The following is an 18638-nucleotide window of genomic DNA, read 5'->3' on the forward strand; positions in this document are numbered from 1 at the left end:
TCAATAGCTCTTGCGTTTGAAGATCGAAGACAGCCAGACGATGAACACCATCAGGAACACCAGCGAGGTCGCGACAGCCGCCAGTGTCGGCGTGACGGCCAACTGGATGTCGTCCCACATCTGCTTGGGCAGCGTGGTGTTGATACCGCCGGAGACGAAGATGGCAATCGTCAGGTCGTCGAACGACACGATGAAAGCGAACAGGAAGGCCGAGCCCAGACTTGCAGCCATCAGAGGCAGCAGTACGGTGCGCACGCGCGTGAAGGCCGAGGCGCCGAGCATCTTGGCGGCATCGTCGAGTCGCCAGTCGAAGCGCTTGAAGCTCGCCGACAGCGTGACCACGACATACGGGATCGCAAGCACGGTATGGCCGATGACCAGGCCAGCGTTGGTACCCGCCAGTTCCCAGCGCGCAAACAGATACAGCAGACCGACGGCTACCACGATGCGCGGCACGATCAGCGGCGCGATAAACACGGCGAACAATGGCTTGCGCCAGCGCGACGGCAACCGCACGAGCGCCAGACTTGCACCGAAACCGAGAACCAGTGCCAGCGCCGCAGTGGCAAAGCCCACCCCGAGCGAGCGCAACAGCGCTGCCTGCCACACACTCGATTCGAGGAACGCCACGAACCATTTCATCGTGAAAAGCTCAGGCGGAAATGCCACGAACGACTGCTTGGTGAAGGCCAGCGGCACCACGAAGGCAATCGGCAGCACCAGGGCAAGCACGACCGCCCATGTATAGGTCTTCAGGCCAAAGCCGCCCTCTGCGCGCTCGCGCCCCCACGACAGCTTGCCCGTGAGGCGTCCGATGGCGATGAGCGCGGGCAGCATGCGCCCGCCCGACCCGGCACGGCGCTCCGGCGCCTCGCCGGCCAGCGACGACAACCCGACGACCCGGTCGTACACGTAGAACACGACAATCGAGCACAACAGCAGCACGCTCGAGAGCGCACCGGCGAAGCGCAGGTCGAATAGCTCCAGCACCGACGAGATGACGAGTTGAGCGACCATCGACTCACGCGGCGAACCCAGCAACGCAGGCACGATGAAGAAGCCCAGGCTCGAGATGAAGACCAGCAATCCGGCCGCAGCGGCCCCTGCCCCCGACAGCGGCAGAAAAACGGTGAAAAAGCCCGTCGCGCGGTCGGCCCCGAGGGTCTGCGCCGCCTGCACGAGTTGCATATTGATGCCGCGCATGATCGGCAGCATGGTCATGACCGCGAGCGGCAGCATGGCGTGCACCATGCCGATTAGCACACCGGTGAGCGACGGCGCCAGCGTGCTCGTGCTATCGATCAGACCGAGATGCGTCGCCACGACCGTCAGCAAACCTGTCTTGGAGAGCAGCAACATCCACGCATACGTCTTGACGAGATAACTCGTCCAGAACGGCAGCACGATCCACAGCAACCAGCGCTCGCGCGAGCGCGCCGGCAGACGCGCCAACAGGTACGCAACCGGATAGCCGAGCAAGACGGAGAGCGCTGCGGTGAGAAAGGCAATCCAGAATGTCGAGGCCAGCACTTTGACGTACACGGCCGAATGCGTCATGCGGGCGAACTGCGCGACCGAGAGCACGCCGTCGCCATCGTAAAGGCCACCTTGCAGAATCTCGACGACCGGCACGATGAAGAACACTGCGAGGAACAACAACGCGGGCAAGGCCGGCAGCCACCGGGCCAGATGTTGCGGCCAGGTAATACGGGGCCCCGCCTGAGGCAGGCGTTGAACAAGCCACATGGCAAATACTCCTGAAGCGGATGACTTGGGCGTCGGGCAAAAAGCTCAGCGCGTAAGCAGCGTCGCGCGGCCGTGATCCCACGCCAGACCGACGCGCTCGCCGACACACGGCGTGAGATCGCGCGGGCAGCGCACGGTGAAGTCGGCGCCGTCGTCGCGCTCGGCACCCTGCCCCAGCGACACGATCGCGCGCGTGTCCGCCCCCAGGAAGACGACTTCGCGTATCGTGCCGGCGAGCGCCCCCTCTTCGGGCGAGGTCAGCCGCGCCGCTTCCGGACGCACCAGCAGACTGGCGGCCCCGGCTGCCGGCAGATCGGGACTCGGGCCGATGGGTACCAAACGGTCGCCCACACGCAAGGCCACGCGGCCGTCGGCCACACGTTCGACCACGCCGTCGAGCAAGTTGGAATGACCGAGGAAATCCGCCGCAAAGCGTGTCGCCGGACGGTCGTACAACTGTGCCGGGGTGCCGATCTGCTCGATACGCGCCTGATTCATCAGACAGATCCGGTCGGACAGCGTGAGCGCCTCGTCCTGATCGTGGGTGACGTAGATGAACGTCGCCCCCAATTCCTGATGCAGACGCCGGATTTCCATCTGCATGTGTTCGCGCAGCTTCTTGTCGAGCGCGCCAAGCGGCTCGTCGAGCAGGATGATCGAGGGACGGAAGGCGAAGCAGCGCGCAAGCGCGATGCGCTGCTGCTGCCCGCCCGACAACTCCGACGGCAGACGCTGCGCAAAAGCCTGCATCTTGACCATCGTCAATGCGGCGTCCACGGCCGGCGCCAGTTCGGCACGCGGCAGTTTGCGCATGCGCAGCCCATACGCCACGTTGTCCCAGACGGTCATGTGCGGAAAGAGCGCGTAACTCTGGAACACCATCCCGATGCCGCGTTTGCCCGGCGCGTCGTGCGTGGCGTCGCGCCCGTCGATGAGAAGTTGCCCGGCGCTGGGCTCGACCAGCCCCGAAATCATCTGCAACAGCGTGGTCTTGCCCGAGCCCGACGGCCCGAGCAAGGTGAGAAATTCTCCTGCCGCGACCCGAAGGTCGGTCGGCAGAAGCGCGGGGGTCTCGCGATACGTCTTGGCAAGACCGATCGTTTCCAGTTTGGTACTCATGTTCGCCTCATCCTGCTCCGTTGCCTCTCACCCCTTACGACAACAGCCATGCGTTGAAACGCTCGGTGGCCCTCGTGCGGTTCTCGGCCCACCATTGCGGACTCGGCAGACGCATCCCCTTCAAGTTGGCCGGTGCCGTGGGCAACAGCATTGCGCGATCCTTCTGGATGGCGTCGAACGCCTTGAGGTTGGTTGGGCCATACGCGAGATCCTGCGTAATGAGCGACTGACGGGCAGGATCGCCGCAGAACCGCACAAACTGCTTGGCGAACTCGGCGCGCGGCGTGCCCTTCGGAATCCCCCACCCTTCGATGGAATACAGCCCCTGATTCCAGACGATCTTCACCGGCGCCTTGTTGTCGATGGCGGCCTGCGCGCGGCCGTTCCACGTCGACATCATGTCGACGTCGCCGCTCTGAATCGCCTGCATGGCTTGTGCGCCGGACGTCCACCACAGATTGACGTGCGGCTTGATCTTGTCGAGCGACTTGAACGCGCGGTCGAGATCGAGCGGATACAGCTTATCGATGGGTACACCGTCGGCCATGAGCGCCTGCTCCAGCGTGTCGAGCGGGCTGCGGCGCAGCGAGCGGCGCCCAGGGAAGCGCTTCACGTCCCAGAAGTCTGCCCACGTTTGCGGCGCTTCTTTCTGGAACTTGTCGGTGCGATAGGCCAGCACGGTCGAATACACGTCGACGCCCAGCCAGTCGGCCGTCACCGCCTCGGGCATGATGCCGGGGAAGTCGCCGGCCTTCATGCCAATGGGCTCGAGAAAGCCCTTCGACTCGAGGTACGGAATATCGGCCGAGAGCGTGAGCGTCGTCACATCCCACACGAAGTTCTTGGTCTGCACCATGGCCGCGAACTGCGCCACCGGCTGCGACTCGCGCGCCACGCTCACGACCTTGATGCCGGTGGCCTTCTCGAACGGGTCGTAAAACGCACGGCGGTAGGCTACGGTGTACGGCCCCCCCGGATCGGAGACGATCAATTGACGTGCCTGTGCGTACGCTGTACGCGACACAGCCAACGGCAAGGCGCTTGCCAGCGCGGCAGTGCCGGCCATTTGCATGAGGCGGCGACGAGACGGGTTTTGCGGGTCGTGCGGTTGAGACATGGAAAACTCCGCTAGCGTGTGGACAGACGCGACGCGCATGTCCTGTAATGTTCACCGCCCCGCAACACTGCGCGTGAAGCCGGGCGGCGGGACGTCATTCGACGGCGACCGGTATCGCTCAGGCCTTTGCCGCCTCGGCCTTGGCAGCACGCTTGGCAAAGAACGCGGCCATCATGCGCGCCGGCTCTCCCGATTCGTACGATTCGCGCTGAATGCGCATGCCGGCTTCGATGGCGTCCTGGAACGTGCCTTCGGTCATCTCGCGAAAACGCTGCTTGTCCAGACGCATGGCCACCGGCGGCTTCTCGGCCAGATCGGACGCAATCTCCAGCGCCTTCTCGAACACCTTCTCTTCCGGCACGAGGTGATGAATCAGCCCCAGACGATGGCACTCGTCGGCTTCCATCAAGCGGCCCGTGAGCGTGAGTTCGATGGTGCGCGACAAGCCCAGCATGTGATTCATGATCCACGGACCCGTCGTGCTCGCGATCCCGGCATTGATCTCCGGCTGCCCCATGCGCACGCCGGGGTGGCCGACGCGAATATCGCCCAGTAGCGACACCTGGAAGGCCGAACCGGCCGCCGTGCCGTTCAGCGCCATGACCAGCGGCTTCTTCAGGCTGCGGATCACATCGTAGTAGTGCTCCCAGCCCTTGATCCACTCGATGGCGGTGTCGCCGTCGAAGTGCTTCGCTTCGGCCAGATCCTGCCCGGCCGAGAAAGCCCGGCCTGCGCCGGTCATGATCACGGCCGCCACGGTCTCGTCGGCATTGAAGCGCTCGAGCGCATCGATGATCAGTTCGCGCATGGCGATGGTCCAGGCGTTGAGCGCCTGCGGGCGGTTCAACGTAATCACCGCAACGCGGCCAACCTGCGTGAAGAGAACTTCCTGTTCCGTTTGCTTTGCTGTCTCGCTCATTTGAACTCCAGGGACACCGACGCGTGAGATCACGCGTGCATTGAGATGGCGACAAGTCGACTATCGCATTTTTCATAAACAGTTATTTCAGTGCAATAACTATTATTTGAAAGAAATATAGTGGCTTCAAAAAAATGACGCAAGCCGAATCGACTCGGGGTTTACCTCAGGCGGTTGCACCTCTCGATTGGCGAGCAAAAGCGAAAAAAAAGGCAGTCCGTGAGGACTGCCCGTCTTGCCTGCTGATGCCTGAGTGCGATGGCGTGGCGCCGGAGGTAATGCGCTCGGCGTGAGCGACGCCTTGCCTGCTCAGCGGGTCTCCTTCTGCCTGCGCATGCGCCGGATCGCCTGCAATTGCGCCACGGCCTCGGTCAGTTCGGCCTGCGCCTTGGCGTAATCGATATCGCTCGCCTGCGTCTCGAGCAGCGCCTTGGCTTCCTCGCGGGCTCGCTGGGCACGGGCCTCGTCTAGGCTTTCGGCACGTATGGCGGTATCGGCCAGCACCGTTACCCGGTCGGGCTGAATCTCCACGAAGCCGCCCGCAATGTACAAAAACGTGTCCGTGCCGTCGCCCGCTTCGATTCTGACGGTACCGGGGCGCACCGCCGTGAGCAACGGCGTGTGCCCGGGAAGCACGCCCAACTCGCCCGATGTTCCGGGCACCGCGACAAAGCGCGCCTCACCCGAAAATATCGCCCGCTCGGTGCTCACCACATCGACCTTGAGTAATGCCATGCCTTTTATTTCTCCCTGCAATGCCACAGGCATCGCCCAATTCAGAGCTTCTTCGTGTTGCCATCGTCGCACAAAGAGGGCATCTCGGATATGCGGCCCCCCCTATTCGTCCCGGCTTACAACGTACGCGGCGGCGGGACGTCAAGCTCCGCAGCCATCTTCATCAATGATTCCCAAATCTGGGGCGTCAGGTCGATGTGATCGTGATGCTTCTCGCGGTTCTGCGCCTCATACTCGCCCGGATACTGCACCCGGTCGAAGCCCGGTTGCGGCGGGCACGACGTCAGATAGTCGATGAATGCCTCGACCTCATGCGAGCGCCATGTCGCCGAAAAATCGACCTGAGGATTGAGCACGATCGCAAACATGTTGTTCGTTGCCACACCGGCACGCGGGTGTTCCGGCTGAATCGTGCCGCCGCCCGAGAGCACACCGGCGAGCAGTTCCGTCACAACTCCCAACGCGTACCCCTTGTGGCCACCGAACGGCAGCAGTGCCCCGAACGGCTCGGTAAAGAGTGCGTTCGGATCGGTCGACGGGTTCCCGTAGCCATCGATCAGCGAGCCTGGCGGCGCCTGCTTGCCTTCGGCCGCCAGCACACGCGCCTTGTTGATCGCCATGGCGCTGGTGGCCATGTCCACCACGAGCGGCGGACGATTGTTCGGCAACGGTCCGGCAAAACACAGCGGGTTGGTCGTCAGGCGCGGCTCGCGGCCGCCGTACGGGGCCACCATTGGCTTGCGGTTCGTCACGTTGGTGAACGCCATGAAGATCAGCCCCTGATGGGCCACCATCTCGCCATACTGCCCCATCCGGCCCAGATGGTGGCTGTTGCGCAGCGTGAGGATGCAGACGCCCTTGTCGAAGGCGCGCGCAATGGCATGCTCGACCACTAACTTGCCCACGTGCTGACCGAAACCGCCATTGCCTTCATACAGCAGCAGATTGCCGTGGTCGGTGAGCACGGTCGGGCGTCCGCTCGGGTTGACCTGTCCGTCTTCGAGCACCTTGCGGTACGTCGGCAGAATCGAGAGCCCGTGGCTCGCATAACCGACACGATCCGACTCGACCAGATGATGCGCGACGTCGAGCGCAATATCGTCGGGCACTCCTTGGGCAAGCAGCAGCTGCTTGCCGAAGTCGGTAGCGTCCTTCAAGGGAATTCGCATATTGAATCCTTGTTCGGTCTGCGCGGCTCAGAGCCAGCCCAACCAGCGCCAATACGTCGCGGCGAAGAGCAGCAGCAACGCATACCCCACGAGAGTAATCACGATGCCGACTCTCGCGAACTGCTTTGCCGTGAAGGTGCCGGTACCCAGACACACCATGTTCTGCGGCGCGTTGATCGGCAGGATGAAACCGAAGCTCACCGTGAAACCGAGCAACATGGCGATCCCCAGCCGGTTAAAGTCACCCGGCAACGTTTGCAGCACGGCGATCAGAATCGGCAGCATGGCCGACGTGAGCGCCGTGGCGCTGGCGAAGCCCAGGTGAATCAGGATCAGGAATGCCGCCAGAATCGCGAAGACCCACAGTGTCGGGAGGGAATCGAGGCCGGTTGCGGCGACCACATGATTGCCCAGCCATTGGCCTGCCTGCGTCGTCAGCAACGCGGTACCGAGACTGATACCCACACCGAACACGATCACCGTGCCCCAGGGAATGCGCGACTGCACTTCTTTCCAGGTCATCACGCCGAAGCGCGGCAGCATCAGCACCACCAGACCGACGTAGGTTACCGACGTGGTGTCGAAGTGGTGCAGTTTGCCTTCCGTCGCCCAGAACAGCAGCAGACCGATGGACACGGCGAGCAGACGCTTCTGCGCGCTCGTCATCGGACCCATTTCACGCAGTTGTGCTTCCACGGCTTCCTTGCCGCCAGCGATGGCGTCGGCTTCGGGCGGCATCATCTTGAGCACCAGCACCACGAGAATCACCGACATGATGACGGCCCACGGCGCACCGGCGACCAGCCACTCGGCCCACGTAATCCGGTCGCCGAGCATCTTGTCCATAAAGCCCACGGTCAGCAGGTTTTGTGCAGCCGCTGTCTGAATACCAACGTTCCAGATGCTTGTCGCCTGCGCCACGATGATCATGACCCCGGCCGCGATGTTCGAGCGCTTGTCGACACCGAAGGCGGCGATCACGCCCATCATGATCGGCACCACGCAGGCACTGCGAGCCGTGGCGCTCGGCACCACGAGCGAGAGCAGGATCGTCACGGCGATCGCACCGATCATCACGCGGCGTGTGCTGGTGCCGATCTTCGAGAGCGTGACGAGTGCGATGCGCCGGTCGAGTCCGGTCAGCGTCATGGCTGCCGCAATGAACAATGCGCCGGCCACGAGCGCGAGCGCCGAATTCGAAAAACCGGCAAGCGCCATGCTGATGGCGTTCGATGTGCCGTACTCGACACTGGGGTTCTGCACCGTGGGCGCGGTCCCCACGAGGAAGGCCATCAACGAAGTGATGATGATGGCGCTCGCTTCGTACGACACCGCTTCGGTAATCCACACCACCACGGCGAAGGCAAGAATTGCCAGCATGCGGTGACCGGCGACCGGCAGATCGTCGGGCATGGGAATCAGGAGCACGGCGATCATGACGATTACGCCGGCCATCAATCCGATGGGAAGCGCTTTCTTCTGGGGGGAACTTTGCACAGAGACTTCAGGCGTGCTCATGAGAGGGCTCCAGAACGGAATGGCATGCCGGCAGCCGGCATGTCTTGAGGAAATGCCACGCTTGAACTGCGGGTTAATCCTAACCGCATTGATCTTGGCGAGGCAAGCGCGAGAGAAAGGTTCATGCGACGGGCGACGTGTCCGGAACGCAGCGCGGACGCGGGCTTCGCCGGCATGAGGGATGGCGTATGACGACGGTTCCGGCGCACACGAGGCATCGGAAGACGATCAACGCCGAGGTAAATCGGGCATGCGCTTCGAACGGATCGCACGAGACACACGCGCGTATCCCGTCGCAATGCCCACCGGTTTAGAAATGCAGTCCGAAGTATTCGGGAGACCCGGCGAAGAGCTGAGTGCTCAGCACAGGGTCGGAGAGCGCGCGATGCCAGACGGTTTGATATAGCCCCGTCAGCCCGGCACGAGGCCCGGTGACCAGGCCTTCTGCCCCCTTCGTCAACCCGGCATTGCCGAGCGTGCCGCCCAAGGTCTGACCGCTCACGATGATCGGATCGGACGCCCAGGCGCCCGCCTGCGCGAACACGTCGTTCCACGGCGCCGGCGCCACGCCGGCAAGTGCCGGTGGCGGTGAACCCGGCGGCAGGAAAGCCGGCGCTCGGGCCGCACGCTTCGCGCGCGCGGCCCGCGACGGCCGGGCGCCATGTCGGGTGCTGGCAGTTGCGGTCTTCTCGCTTGCCGGGGCGCCCGAATAACTCGCGGTGCCCGACGGACTCGCGACATGTGCCGATGCCGGTATCCAGAAGCCACACAACAATGCCAGCGCCATCGTGGCGCCCATGAGGCGAGAGAGCGACTTTGTCATGACATCCCCTTATGCCGGCGGTGAATCCCGCCTGTATTGACAGAGTCAGAGCAAATTTCGCGCCACAAGCGATAACCATTTGATTCTTATGCACTTCCATTTCCACCATTCGCGTGATGCCAAGACAATCCCGATGAAGTGTTTCATTTCAGAAACACCCGGCAGCCGCGATTGCTTCATCGGCGAAACGCTTGCGACACCTTGTGGGCCAGCCGCCACGCGCACCGTTCAAGCATTGATCGACTTTCGATGCCTTCGATTGTCGTCCCGCGCTTCACCCGGCGCATTGATGCGAATCAATGGAAGTGCACGACCATACGAAAACCCGGATTGACGGGCGATGCGCCGTATGCCGAGTTGGCACGGGATGGTGGCTGAAACCAGGCTCGGACGCGTCTGAAAGCGCGGGGGACATGACGACGTCATGCACGGGTCTCTGGCACAATCGCTCAACGCGAGAAGCGATGGCCGTCGCAACGCTGTCCGAATCATTCCGTCAGCGCGATGTGCCGCATGACATAGAGGAGTTAGCAATGCCCCAGTTCGATGTGGATCTTTTCGTGATCGGTGCCGGTTCCGGCGGTGTACGCGCCGCGCGCGTCGCGGCGCAGTATGGCGCACGCGTGAAGGTGGCCGAGGAGTTTCGCGTCGGCGGCACCTGCGTGATTCGCGGGTGCGTCCCGAAAAAGCTGCTCGTCTATGCGAGCCGTTTCGCCGATGACTTCGAAGATGCCGCAGGTTTCGGATGGCAAGTGCCGCCACCCAAGTTCGACTGGAAGACACTCATCGCACGCAAAGACAGCGAAATCGCCCGGCTCGAAGGCATCTACCGCACCAACCTCGAACGCGCGGGTGCCGAACTGATCGCGGCGCGTGCCGTGGTTGAAGGCCCGCACACAGTTGTGCTGCCCGCTACGGGCGAGCGCATCACCGCCCGCCACATTCTGATTGCCACTGGCGGCAAACCGGCAGATCAGCCCCATTTCATCGGCCGCGAGCATGCCATCTCGTCGAACGAAGTGTTTCATCTCGCGTCGCTCCCCGAGCGCATCACGATCATCGGCGGCGGCTACATCGCTCTGGAGTTCGCAGGCGTATTTGCTGGACTCGGCTCGAAAGTCACGCTTGTGCATCGCGGCCCGCATCTGTTGCGCGGCTTTGACGAAGAGGTACGCACCGCCCTCGAAGCCGCCTATCGCGAGCGCGGCATCGAGGTGCTGCTGGAGCGAAAAGTGGAACGCGCGGACAAGGTGCAGGACCGCTTACGCATCACGCTGTCCGATGGAAGTACACACGAAGCCGATGTGCTGTTGAGCGCAGCCGGACGCGTGCCGTACACGCAGGGCCTCGGCCTTGCCGCAAGCGGCGTGGCGCTCAACGACAAGGGTGCCGTGATCGTCGATGAATTCTCTCGCACGAATGTGCCGTCGATCTTTGCCGTGGGGGACGTCACCGACCGCGTCAATCTCACACCGATGGCCATTCGCGAAGGTCAGGCGTTCGCCGATACGGTGTTCGGCGAGCGCACGACGCGCGTCGACCACAAGCTGATTCCGACGGCGGTGTTCAGTACGCCCGAAATCGGTGTCGTGGGCCTGACCGAAAGCGACGCACGCGCGCAGTATTCACAGCTCAAGGTCTACAAGGCGTCGTTCCGTCCGCTCAAAGCGACGTTGTCTGGCCGTCAGGAAAAGATTCTGATGAAGCTGCTCGTGGATGGCGCAACCGACAAGATCGTCGGCGCGCACATGGTGGGCGATCACGCGGGCGAGCAGGTGCAGTTGCTCGGCGTGGCGTTATCGATGGGCGCAACGAAGTCCGACTTCGACCGCACACTCGCGGTGCACCCTACGGCCGCTGAAGAGTGGGTGACGATGAGAACACCGGTGGCGTAATCGGTAGCTGATTAACCACTGACGCCCTCTCGCAGCGCCCGCGCCGATCCGTCGGTTCATCTATCCAGGTTGACCGGTGGTTCGCTGTGCGCTGGCATTGCGGCAAGCCCGGACAGGCGAGACGGCCCGTCCGGCCTCGCCTCAGAGACTCTGATACCAGACGCCGAAGATCGCGACGGGCGTGAGAATGAGCAGTAGCGCGCGCCACACCGGTACGAACCACTGTCCGCGCGTGCCCACGAGTACGGCGCGTGCCGACGGCCAGATGCGCGCACCGACGAAGAGCGCCACGCACAATCCACCTGCCGGCATCAGCAGATTGACGGTCACGTAGTCCATCAGATCGAAGATCGTCCGGTCGAAGAGCCGCACATCCGACCACACGCCGAAAGACAACGCGGCAGGTGCGCCAAAGAGAAATGTCGTCACCAGCACGGCCCCCACGGCCGGCACTCGACGCCATTGGTATTCGTCGATGAGAAACGCAGTGACCGGCTCGAACAGCGAGACTGCCGACGTCAGCGCTGCGAACAGCAGCAGCAGGAAGAAGGCCACCGCCACGAGATGACCGAACGGCATCTGCGCGAAAATCGCGGGCATCGTGATGAAGGTCAGCCCCGGCCCGGCGTTGGGCGCCACACCGAAGGCGAACACAGCGGGCAGAATCATCAGCCCGGCGAGAAAGCAGGCAAGCGTGGCGAGCGTTGCCACCCAGACGGCTGAGCCAGCCAGCTTCGCGTCCTTGGGCAGGTACGAGCCATAGACCACAATCATGCCGGCGCCGAGCGACAGCGAGAAGAACGCCAGCCCCAGCGCTTCAAGCAAAGTACTACCCGAAATAACGGAGAAGTCCGGCGTGAGAAACCATGCGACACCGGCCATGGCCCCCGGCAACGTAAGCGCGCGCGCAATGACCAGCAGCATCAGCAGGAACAGCGCGGGCATGAGCCACTTGCCGGCGCGCTCGATGCCCTTCTGTACCCCTGCGGCAACGATGATGCACGTCAGCCCCAGAAACACCCCCATGCTCACAAGTGACGCGACCGGGTCCGCGATGAACGCGGAGAATTCGCTGACCAGACGCTCCGTGTCGACTGCCAGTACGTCACCCGTGACCGCCCGCTTCAGATACGCCACCGTCCAGCCGCCGACCACAACGTAAAACGACAGAATCGCAAAGGCGTTGAATGTAGCGACGCGCCCGACCCATGCCCAACGGCGTCCGCCCAGCTCACGCAATGCCGTCGTCACAGACTTGCCCGTCAACCGGCCAATAGTCATCTCGGCAAGCAACAGGGCAACGCCAAGCGTCAACACACAGCCGAGATACAGGACAAGAAACGCACCGCCACCGTGCGCGCCCACCACGTAAGGAAACTTCCAGACGGCACCGAGCCCCACGGCAGAACCCGCCGCCGCCAGGACGAACCCCAGCCGGGACCCCCAGGTGGCACGGCCAGCGGCAACGGGCTCACCGAGTACCGCCGGCGAGGTAGTGGGTGGTGCTGAGGGTGTAATGGGCGAATGGGACACGTATCTCCTCCGGAAGAGGCCGTGCGCGCTCCGCGCAACGACATCCGCAGGAGCGACACGACACTTGTGATGGCATGGCGTCAGCCAGATTACTGGCGCAGCACGGCATCGCCTTCCCATCAATAGAGGGCACGTGCGCTAGCATGTGAGGCCATAAGGGTGGCCGGAGAGTCTACGCGGGAAATGGTGCCCATCGCTTTAGGAAAGCACCCAAAACAGAGATGGCGCCGGGGATTGCCATCCCCGGCAGCCGCAATGTTCAGTGGCCGAGCGTCACTTCGCCAGCCAATGCCGAGCGCGTGCCCGGCGTTGGCGGATTGCTCTCGCCGCGATACGCAAACACTACGGAGAATTTCGTGGTATCGCCCTCGTTGCGGCCGGCGGCATGGAATAGGCCGCTGTGGAACAGCACGACGTCGCCTTGCGCCAGTTCCACCTGTTGGCCACGGGTGACGAGCGGCTGATTGTCCGGCTCGTCGGGACGCAGGAAGTCGAGTGAATCGAGCTGATGCGGCTTGAGTTGCTCGCGATGCGAGCCCGGGATGAAGCGCAATGCGCCATTGCCACGGGTTTCCGGCCCGAGCGCAAGCCACACGGAAATCAGCGAATTCTGCGGGAACGACCAGTAACGGATATCGCGATGCCAGCCGGTGGCGGTGCCGAAGTGCGGGTGCTTGGTCATCACGCAATTGTGATGCGCCAGCGTGAGCACCACGTCCTCCCCGAAGATCTGCGCGAGCGACTCGATGAGATCGGGGCGGGTTGCCCAACGGCGCAGCGCATCGCCACGGTCGTAAGCCTTGAGCAGACGACGAACGGTCTGACCACCCTCCGCGTCACGCGACTGCGGCGCCCCCTCATAACCCACATCGGCTTCGAACTCCAGCGGCGGCGTTGCAGCCGCCAACTGCGCTCGCGCATCGGCCAGAATCGCCTCGCAGTCGGCCTGCGCCGCGTAGCGCGGAAGGATCAGATAACCGTCGTTACGGAAGGTTTCGAGTTGCGATGCGGTAAGCGCCATGATGGTCGGCGAAGCGGGTAGAAAACGGAATGTTGAGGGAGATTCGGTAACGTTACAGGGTAAATCGGCAGGAACTGGAGCGATATTGGCAGGACATTGTTGTCACGGCAACAGCACTCAGGCGGCGCGTTTGCGTCGTCGTGGCGGCAATTCGGCGGTGGAATTGTGTTCGAGCTTGGGCTCAGGCTGCGGCACGTCGGTGCCGGGCAACGACGCTTGCGGATTCCCTGCGGGGCGCGGCGTATCGACCACACTGCGCAAACGATCGAGTTCGCGCGTGAGCCTCGCCAATTGATACTCAAGCTGGCAATTGCGACGGTACAACGTGCGCATTTTTTGGCTGAGCGCCTGCGTCTGTGTCCAGTATTCCGGATACATGACGAAACGCCCATCGGGGCGCTCGACGACGCCAAGCCCGCTCTGCCCCATCACATCGATGGTTTCCAGCGCGTAGCGTCGAACTTTTTTTACCGTACCTGCCGCCATTTATTTCCTACAGTCCCAGCCTGAGAGAGTCAGGCGCGGCATTTTGCCATGAATTCACCCCGGCCGGGCGTCAAACCCATGCCGAGGCGGAGATTTATTTCGGCCGGCGGCCCCGTCAGACGGGGCTGTGCCCCGCAAACCTACCGCAACCCTAGCGGGAACATTACCGTTTCGGCGTCTTGCCGGTATCGATCGACGCAGGGGCACGCTTCGGTTTGTCGATTCCGATGGAAACAGGATCGCTCGCCGGAAAGGTCTCCTCGAGTGCCTCGTCGAGATCGTGCTCCACTGCGTCCTCCTTGGGAGGAGGCTGTGGGCTAGGCTTGCGTGTGCGGGTATCGTTCATCGAGTCCTCCGCTGGTGTGAGGCCGCGCGAGTGCGCGACCGTTTCTTCTACTATACCGCGAGCTGCGTACGCTCGCGTCGCACGGGCCTCAGTTTGCGGCGTCAGTTTGATGGTGTCAGCCGTTCGCGATGACGGGCCAGCGCGTCACGTACGAGCGAGTGCATCCCGGCAGCGGCGGACGTGTCGGCCAGTGCCAGAATCTGGGCGCGCATGCGCGGGTCCCAGAACTTGTGCAGATGCGTGGCGACTTCGCCCAGCGCTTCCTCCCGATCAGGCAACGATTCGAAGAAGTCCGCGATGCGATTGGCCATGCGCACGAGATTGTTACCGTCCATCAGATGTCTCCCGCCCCATCGTTGCCGTCAGACGCCGGCGTCGAGCGCCGCCCCGCCCGTGTAGATGACACACTGCTCACCCCGTACGAAACCCACCAGCGCGACACCTGCGGCCTGCGCCGTTCGCACCGCGAGCGCGGTGGCCGCCGAGACGGCCGCAACCATCGGAATGCCGACCTGGGCGGCCTTTTGTACGATTTCGACACTCGCACGACTCGTCATCAACAAAAAGCCGCTATCGAACGCCTGTCCGTCGCGCGCGAGTGCACCGATCAGTTTGTCGAGCGCGTTGTGCCGGCCGACGTCTTCGCGCAGGCAAAGCACTTCGCCTTGCGGCGAACACCAGGCCGCGCCGTGCACCGCACCCGTCACACCGTTCAACGGCTGATGCTGTGCCAGTCCGGCATAGGCCGCGGCCAGTGCGGCATGCGACACCCGCAACGTCTGGCCCGCCGCCGGCAACGGCCGCAGCACCTGATCCAGGCTTTCCGTGCCGCACAGCCCGCATCCGGTGCGCCCCGTGAGATTACGGCGACGCTCCTTGAGCCCGGCGAACGCCCGCGACGAGACTTCGAGATGCGCAGTAATCCCCAACGGCGTCGCCGTCACGTCAATGCCATAGCACTCGCGCCGGCCGTTCAGAATGCCCTCGGACAGGGCAAAACCCAGCGCAAAGTCTTCGATATCGGCCGGGGTCGCGAGCATCACGACATGGGAAATGCCGTTGAACTCCAGCGCAACCGGCACCTCCTCGGCCAACTCGTCGCTCGCCTGCTGCCATGTGCCCCGGCGAAAGCGCCGCACGGCGAACGTCGCGTGCGGCGTCAGCGCCTGCGGATCGATCGCAGCGGGCGCCACGTTGCACACCGGCGCAGCAATGGCTTGTGCGTCTTCGTCGCGCAATTCGCGGGCGGACTGCCTGTGGTCACGCTCACCTAAGGGGTTGGACATCGTCAAACGCTGACTCCACTTCAATTCACTGATCGCCGCCTACTTCGCCGGCACCGGCTCGGAGGACGTGCGGGCCGCATCGAGCAATTCGAGCTGCGTGCGGTTGAATGTCGAATAACTGGCTTGCCATGCCGAAGGCTGCGCCACGGGCAGCACCTGCACGGCCGTCACCTTGTACTCGGGACAATTGGTCGCCCAGTCGGAATTGTCGGTCGTGATGACGTTCGCCCCCGACTCCGGGAAATGGAACGTCGTATACACCACGCCCGGCTGCATGCGCTCGCTGAGCACCGCGCGTAACACCGTCTCGCCCGCCCGGCTGCGAATGCCGACCCAGTCGCGATCCTTGATGCCCCGCTCCTGCGCGTCGTGCGGGTGGATTTCAAGCCGGTCTTCATCGTGCCAGTGAACGTTGTGCGTACGGCGTGTCTGCGCTCCGACATTGTATTGCGAGAGGATACGCCCCGTGGTCATCAGCAGCGGATAACGCGGCGTGACCTTTTCGTCGGTCGGCACGTAGCGCGTAATGATGAAGCGCCCCTTCCCACGCACGAACGTGTCGACGTGCATGATCGGCGTGCCGTCCGGGGCGTTGTCGTTGCACGGCCATTGCAAGCTGCCCGCTTCGTCGAGACGTGCGTAGCTCACCCCATGGAATGTCGGCGTGAGCCGGGCGATCTCGTCCATGATCTGCGACGGATGCGAGTACGGCATCTCGTAGCCCAGCCGCTTCGCGAGCGCAATCGTCACTTCCCAGTCGGCCATGCCCGGCAGGGGCGCCATGACACGGCGCACGCGTGAGATGCGCCGCTCGGCGTTCGTGAACGTCCCGTCCTTTTCGAGGAACGTCGTACCGGGCAGCAGAACATGCGCGTACTTGGCGGTCTCGTTCAGGAAGATGTCCTGCACGACGATGCACTCCATCGCCTCCATGGCCGCCGCAACGTGCTGGGTGTTCGGGTCGGACTGCACGATGTCCTCGCCCTGGCAGTACAGCCCCTTAAAGCTGCCGTGAATCGCGGCGTCGAACATGTTGGGGATGCGCAACCCCGGCTCGGCCTGCAGCGTGACGCCCCACGCCGCCTCGAACTGCTCGCGCACCAACGTGTCGGAGACATGCCGATAGCCGGGCAACTCGTGGGGAAACGACCCCATATCGCACGACCCCTGCACATTGTTCTGCCCGCGCAACGGGTTCACACCCACGCCCTCACGCCCGACATTGCCCGTAGCCATCGCCAGATTCGCAATGCCCATGACGGTGGTCGACCCTTGCGCGTGCTCGGTTACCCCCAGTCCGTAGTAGATCGCCGCATTGCCGCCCGTGGCGTACAACCGGGCTGCGCCGCGAATCTGCTCGGCAGGCACGCCGGTGACGACCGACACCGCTTCGGGTGAATTCTCCGGTAGCGCCACGAAATCGCGCCACTGCGCGAACGCCCGGTCTTCGCATCGCTCGGCGATGAATGCGTCGGCCAGAAGCCCCTCGGTCACGATGACATGGGCGAGCGCATTCACCATGGCGACATTGGTCCCAGGACGCAACGGCAAGTGATATGCCGCCTTCACGTGCGGCCCGTCGACGATATCGATGCGGCGCGGATCGATCACGATCAGCTTCGCCCCCTCGCGCACCCGGCGCTTGAGCCGCGACGCAAAGACCGGATGGCCGTCGGTCGGGTTCGCGCCCATCACCAGAATGACGTCGGCGTGCTCGATCGATTTGAACGTCTGCGTGCCGGCAGACTCGCCAAGCGTCTGCTTCAGGCCGTAGCCCGTGGGTGAATGACACACCCGCGCGCAGGTATCGACATTGTTGTTGCCGAACGCCGCGCGCACGAGCTTCTGCACGAGATACGTTTCCTCGTTCGTGCAACGCGACGAGGTGATACCGCCGATGGCATCGCGCCCGTACTTCGCTTGAATCCGCCGGAACTCCGAGGCCGCGTAGTCCAGCGCCTCCTCCCACGACACTTCGCGCCATGGGTCCGTGATCTTGCTGCGAATCATCGGCTTGGTGATGCGCTCCTTGTGCGTTGCGTATCCCCAGGCGAAGCGCCCCTTCACGCAGGCATGCCCTTCGTTGGCCAGACCGTCCTTGTAGGGCGTCATGCGCACGACTTCCCCACCCTTCATTTCCGCCTTGAACGCGCAGCCAACGCCGCAGTACGCACATGTCGTCACCACCGCGTGCTCGGGCTGCCCCATCTCGATGACGCTCTTTTCCTGTAGCGTGGCCGTCGGGCAGGCCGCGACGCAGGCGCCGCACGACACGCATTCCGAGTCCATGAACGGCTGATCCTGCCCGGCCGAGACGCGCGCCTCGAAACCACGGCCGGAGATCGTCAGCGCAAAGGTGCCTTGCGTCTCTTCGCACGCCCGCACACAGCGGTTGCAGACGATGCATTTGGACGGGTCATACGTGAAATACGGATTCGACTCGTCCTTTGCGCTCTGGATGTGGTTCTCGCCATCGAAGCCGTAGCGCACCTCGCGCAGCCCGGTCACGCCCGCCATGTCCTGCAATTCGCAATCGCCGTTGGCGGCACAGGTCAGGCAGTCGAGCGGGTGATCGGAGATGTAAAGCTCCATCACGTTGCGACGCAGATCCTGCAACTTGGGCGACTGCGTGCGCACCTTCATGCCCGGCTCGACGGGGGTCGTACACGAGGCAGGAAACCCGCGCCGCCCCTCGATCTCCACGAGACACAACCGGCAGGACCCGAACGGCTCGAGCGAATCCGTCGCGCATAGCTTGGGGATGTTGACGTCGTTACCCGCGGCGGCACGCATGATCGACGTGCCGGCCGGTACGGTCACGGTCTGACCGTCGATCTCGAGCGTGACAGCCACTTCGCTCCCGCGCAGTGGCGTGCCCATATCCGGGCCGTGGCCCGGCGTGACTTGTACGTTCGGATGGATCAT

The 18638-nt window shown here is 63.5% G+C and carries 16 protein-coding genes; 1 reads left to right on the plus strand and 15 read right to left on the minus strand.

Annotation, left to right across the window (positions count from 1 at the left end; genetic code table 11):
- The 8 genes from PHO31112_RS19025 to PHO31112_RS19060 all read right to left on the minus strand — a co-directional run bounded on the left by PHO31112_RS19025 (position 1) and on the right by PHO31112_RS19060 (position 9146).
- The gene (locus PHO31112_RS19025; RefSeq protein WP_150621970.1) at positions 1 to 1746 is read right to left on the minus strand and encodes an ABC transporter permease subunit; all 1746 of its coding nucleotides are present in this window, start codon (positions 1744 to 1746) and stop codon (positions 1 to 3) included.
- 45 nt (positions 1747 to 1791) lie between these two features.
- Positions 1792 to 2865, minus strand: a complete 1074-nt coding sequence (locus PHO31112_RS19030) for an ABC transporter ATP-binding protein (RefSeq protein WP_150621972.1) — start codon at positions 2863 to 2865, stop codon at positions 1792 to 1794.
- Positions 2866 to 2899: 34 nt separating this feature from the next.
- Positions 2900 to 3982, minus strand: a complete 1083-nt coding sequence (locus PHO31112_RS19035) for an ABC transporter substrate-binding protein (protein ID WP_150621974.1) — start codon at positions 3980 to 3982, stop codon at positions 2900 to 2902.
- A 118-nt stretch (positions 3983 to 4100) separates the two neighbouring features.
- Positions 4101 to 4901 (minus strand): enoyl-CoA hydratase/isomerase family protein, encoded by an 801-nt coding sequence (locus tag PHO31112_RS19040; RefSeq protein WP_150621976.1) that lies wholly within the window; start codon positions 4899 to 4901, stop codon positions 4101 to 4103.
- Between the two features lie 309 nt (positions 4902 to 5210).
- A complete protein-coding gene (locus PHO31112_RS19045; RefSeq protein ID WP_010807835.1) occupies positions 5211 to 5636 on the minus strand; it encodes a F0F1 ATP synthase subunit epsilon in 426 nt (141 codons plus the stop codon).
- Between the two features lie 116 nt (positions 5637 to 5752).
- Positions 5753 to 6805, minus strand: a complete 1053-nt coding sequence (locus PHO31112_RS19050; RefSeq protein ID WP_150621978.1) for an Ldh family oxidoreductase — start codon at positions 6803 to 6805, stop codon at positions 5753 to 5755.
- Between the two features lie 27 nt (positions 6806 to 6832).
- Positions 6833 to 8323, minus strand: a complete 1491-nt coding sequence (locus PHO31112_RS19055; protein ID WP_150621980.1) for a DASS family sodium-coupled anion symporter — start codon at positions 8321 to 8323, stop codon at positions 6833 to 6835.
- Positions 8324 to 8633: 310 nt separating this feature from the next.
- Positions 8634 to 9146, minus strand: a complete 513-nt coding sequence (locus PHO31112_RS19060) for a hypothetical protein (protein ID WP_150621982.1) — start codon at positions 9144 to 9146, stop codon at positions 8634 to 8636.
- Between the two features lie 533 nt (positions 9147 to 9679).
- Between PHO31112_RS19060 and gor the strand changes: the two genes are divergently transcribed.
- Complete coding sequence (gene gor, locus PHO31112_RS19065; protein ID WP_150621984.1) at positions 9680 to 11041, plus strand: glutathione-disulfide reductase; 1362 nt, start codon at positions 9680 to 9682, stop codon at positions 11039 to 11041.
- A 141-nt stretch (positions 11042 to 11182) separates the two neighbouring features.
- On the opposite strand, the gene PHO31112_RS19070 is transcribed toward gor, so the two are convergent.
- The 7 genes from PHO31112_RS19070 to fdhF form a co-directional block, all read right to left on the minus strand.
- Entirely contained in the window at positions 11183 to 12574 is a 1392-nt protein-coding gene (locus tag PHO31112_RS19070) for a sodium-dependent transporter (protein ID WP_246178382.1), read from the minus strand.
- A 259-nt stretch (positions 12575 to 12833) separates the two neighbouring features.
- On the minus strand, positions 12834 to 13595 hold the full coding sequence (locus PHO31112_RS19075) for a phytanoyl-CoA dioxygenase family protein (RefSeq protein ID WP_150621986.1): 762 nt from the start codon (positions 13593 to 13595) through the stop codon (positions 12834 to 12836).
- Between the two features lie 117 nt (positions 13596 to 13712).
- The gene (locus PHO31112_RS19080; protein WP_150621988.1) at positions 13713 to 14081 is read right to left on the minus strand and encodes a hypothetical protein; all 369 of its coding nucleotides are present in this window, start codon (positions 14079 to 14081) and stop codon (positions 13713 to 13715) included.
- Between the two features lie 163 nt (positions 14082 to 14244).
- Positions 14245 to 14427, minus strand: a complete 183-nt coding sequence (locus tag PHO31112_RS19085) for a hypothetical protein (RefSeq protein ID WP_150621990.1) — start codon at positions 14425 to 14427, stop codon at positions 14245 to 14247.
- Between the two features lie 101 nt (positions 14428 to 14528).
- The gene (locus PHO31112_RS19090; protein WP_150621992.1) at positions 14529 to 14762 is read right to left on the minus strand and encodes a formate dehydrogenase subunit delta; all 234 of its coding nucleotides are present in this window, start codon (positions 14760 to 14762) and stop codon (positions 14529 to 14531) included.
- A gap of 27 nt (positions 14763 to 14789) precedes the next feature.
- Complete coding sequence (gene fdhD, locus PHO31112_RS19095) at positions 14790 to 15719, minus strand: formate dehydrogenase accessory sulfurtransferase FdhD (RefSeq protein WP_246178385.1); 930 nt, start codon at positions 15717 to 15719, stop codon at positions 14790 to 14792.
- A gap of 33 nt (positions 15720 to 15752) precedes the next feature.
- Positions 15753 to 18638, minus strand: coding sequence for a formate dehydrogenase subunit alpha (gene fdhF, locus PHO31112_RS19100; protein WP_150621994.1), 2886 nt, complete (start codon positions 18636 to 18638; stop codon positions 15753 to 15755).

The organism is Pandoraea horticolens (genome assembly GCF_902459555.1).
Classification (GTDB): Bacteria; Pseudomonadota; Gammaproteobacteria; order Burkholderiales; family Burkholderiaceae; genus Pandoraea; species Pandoraea horticolens.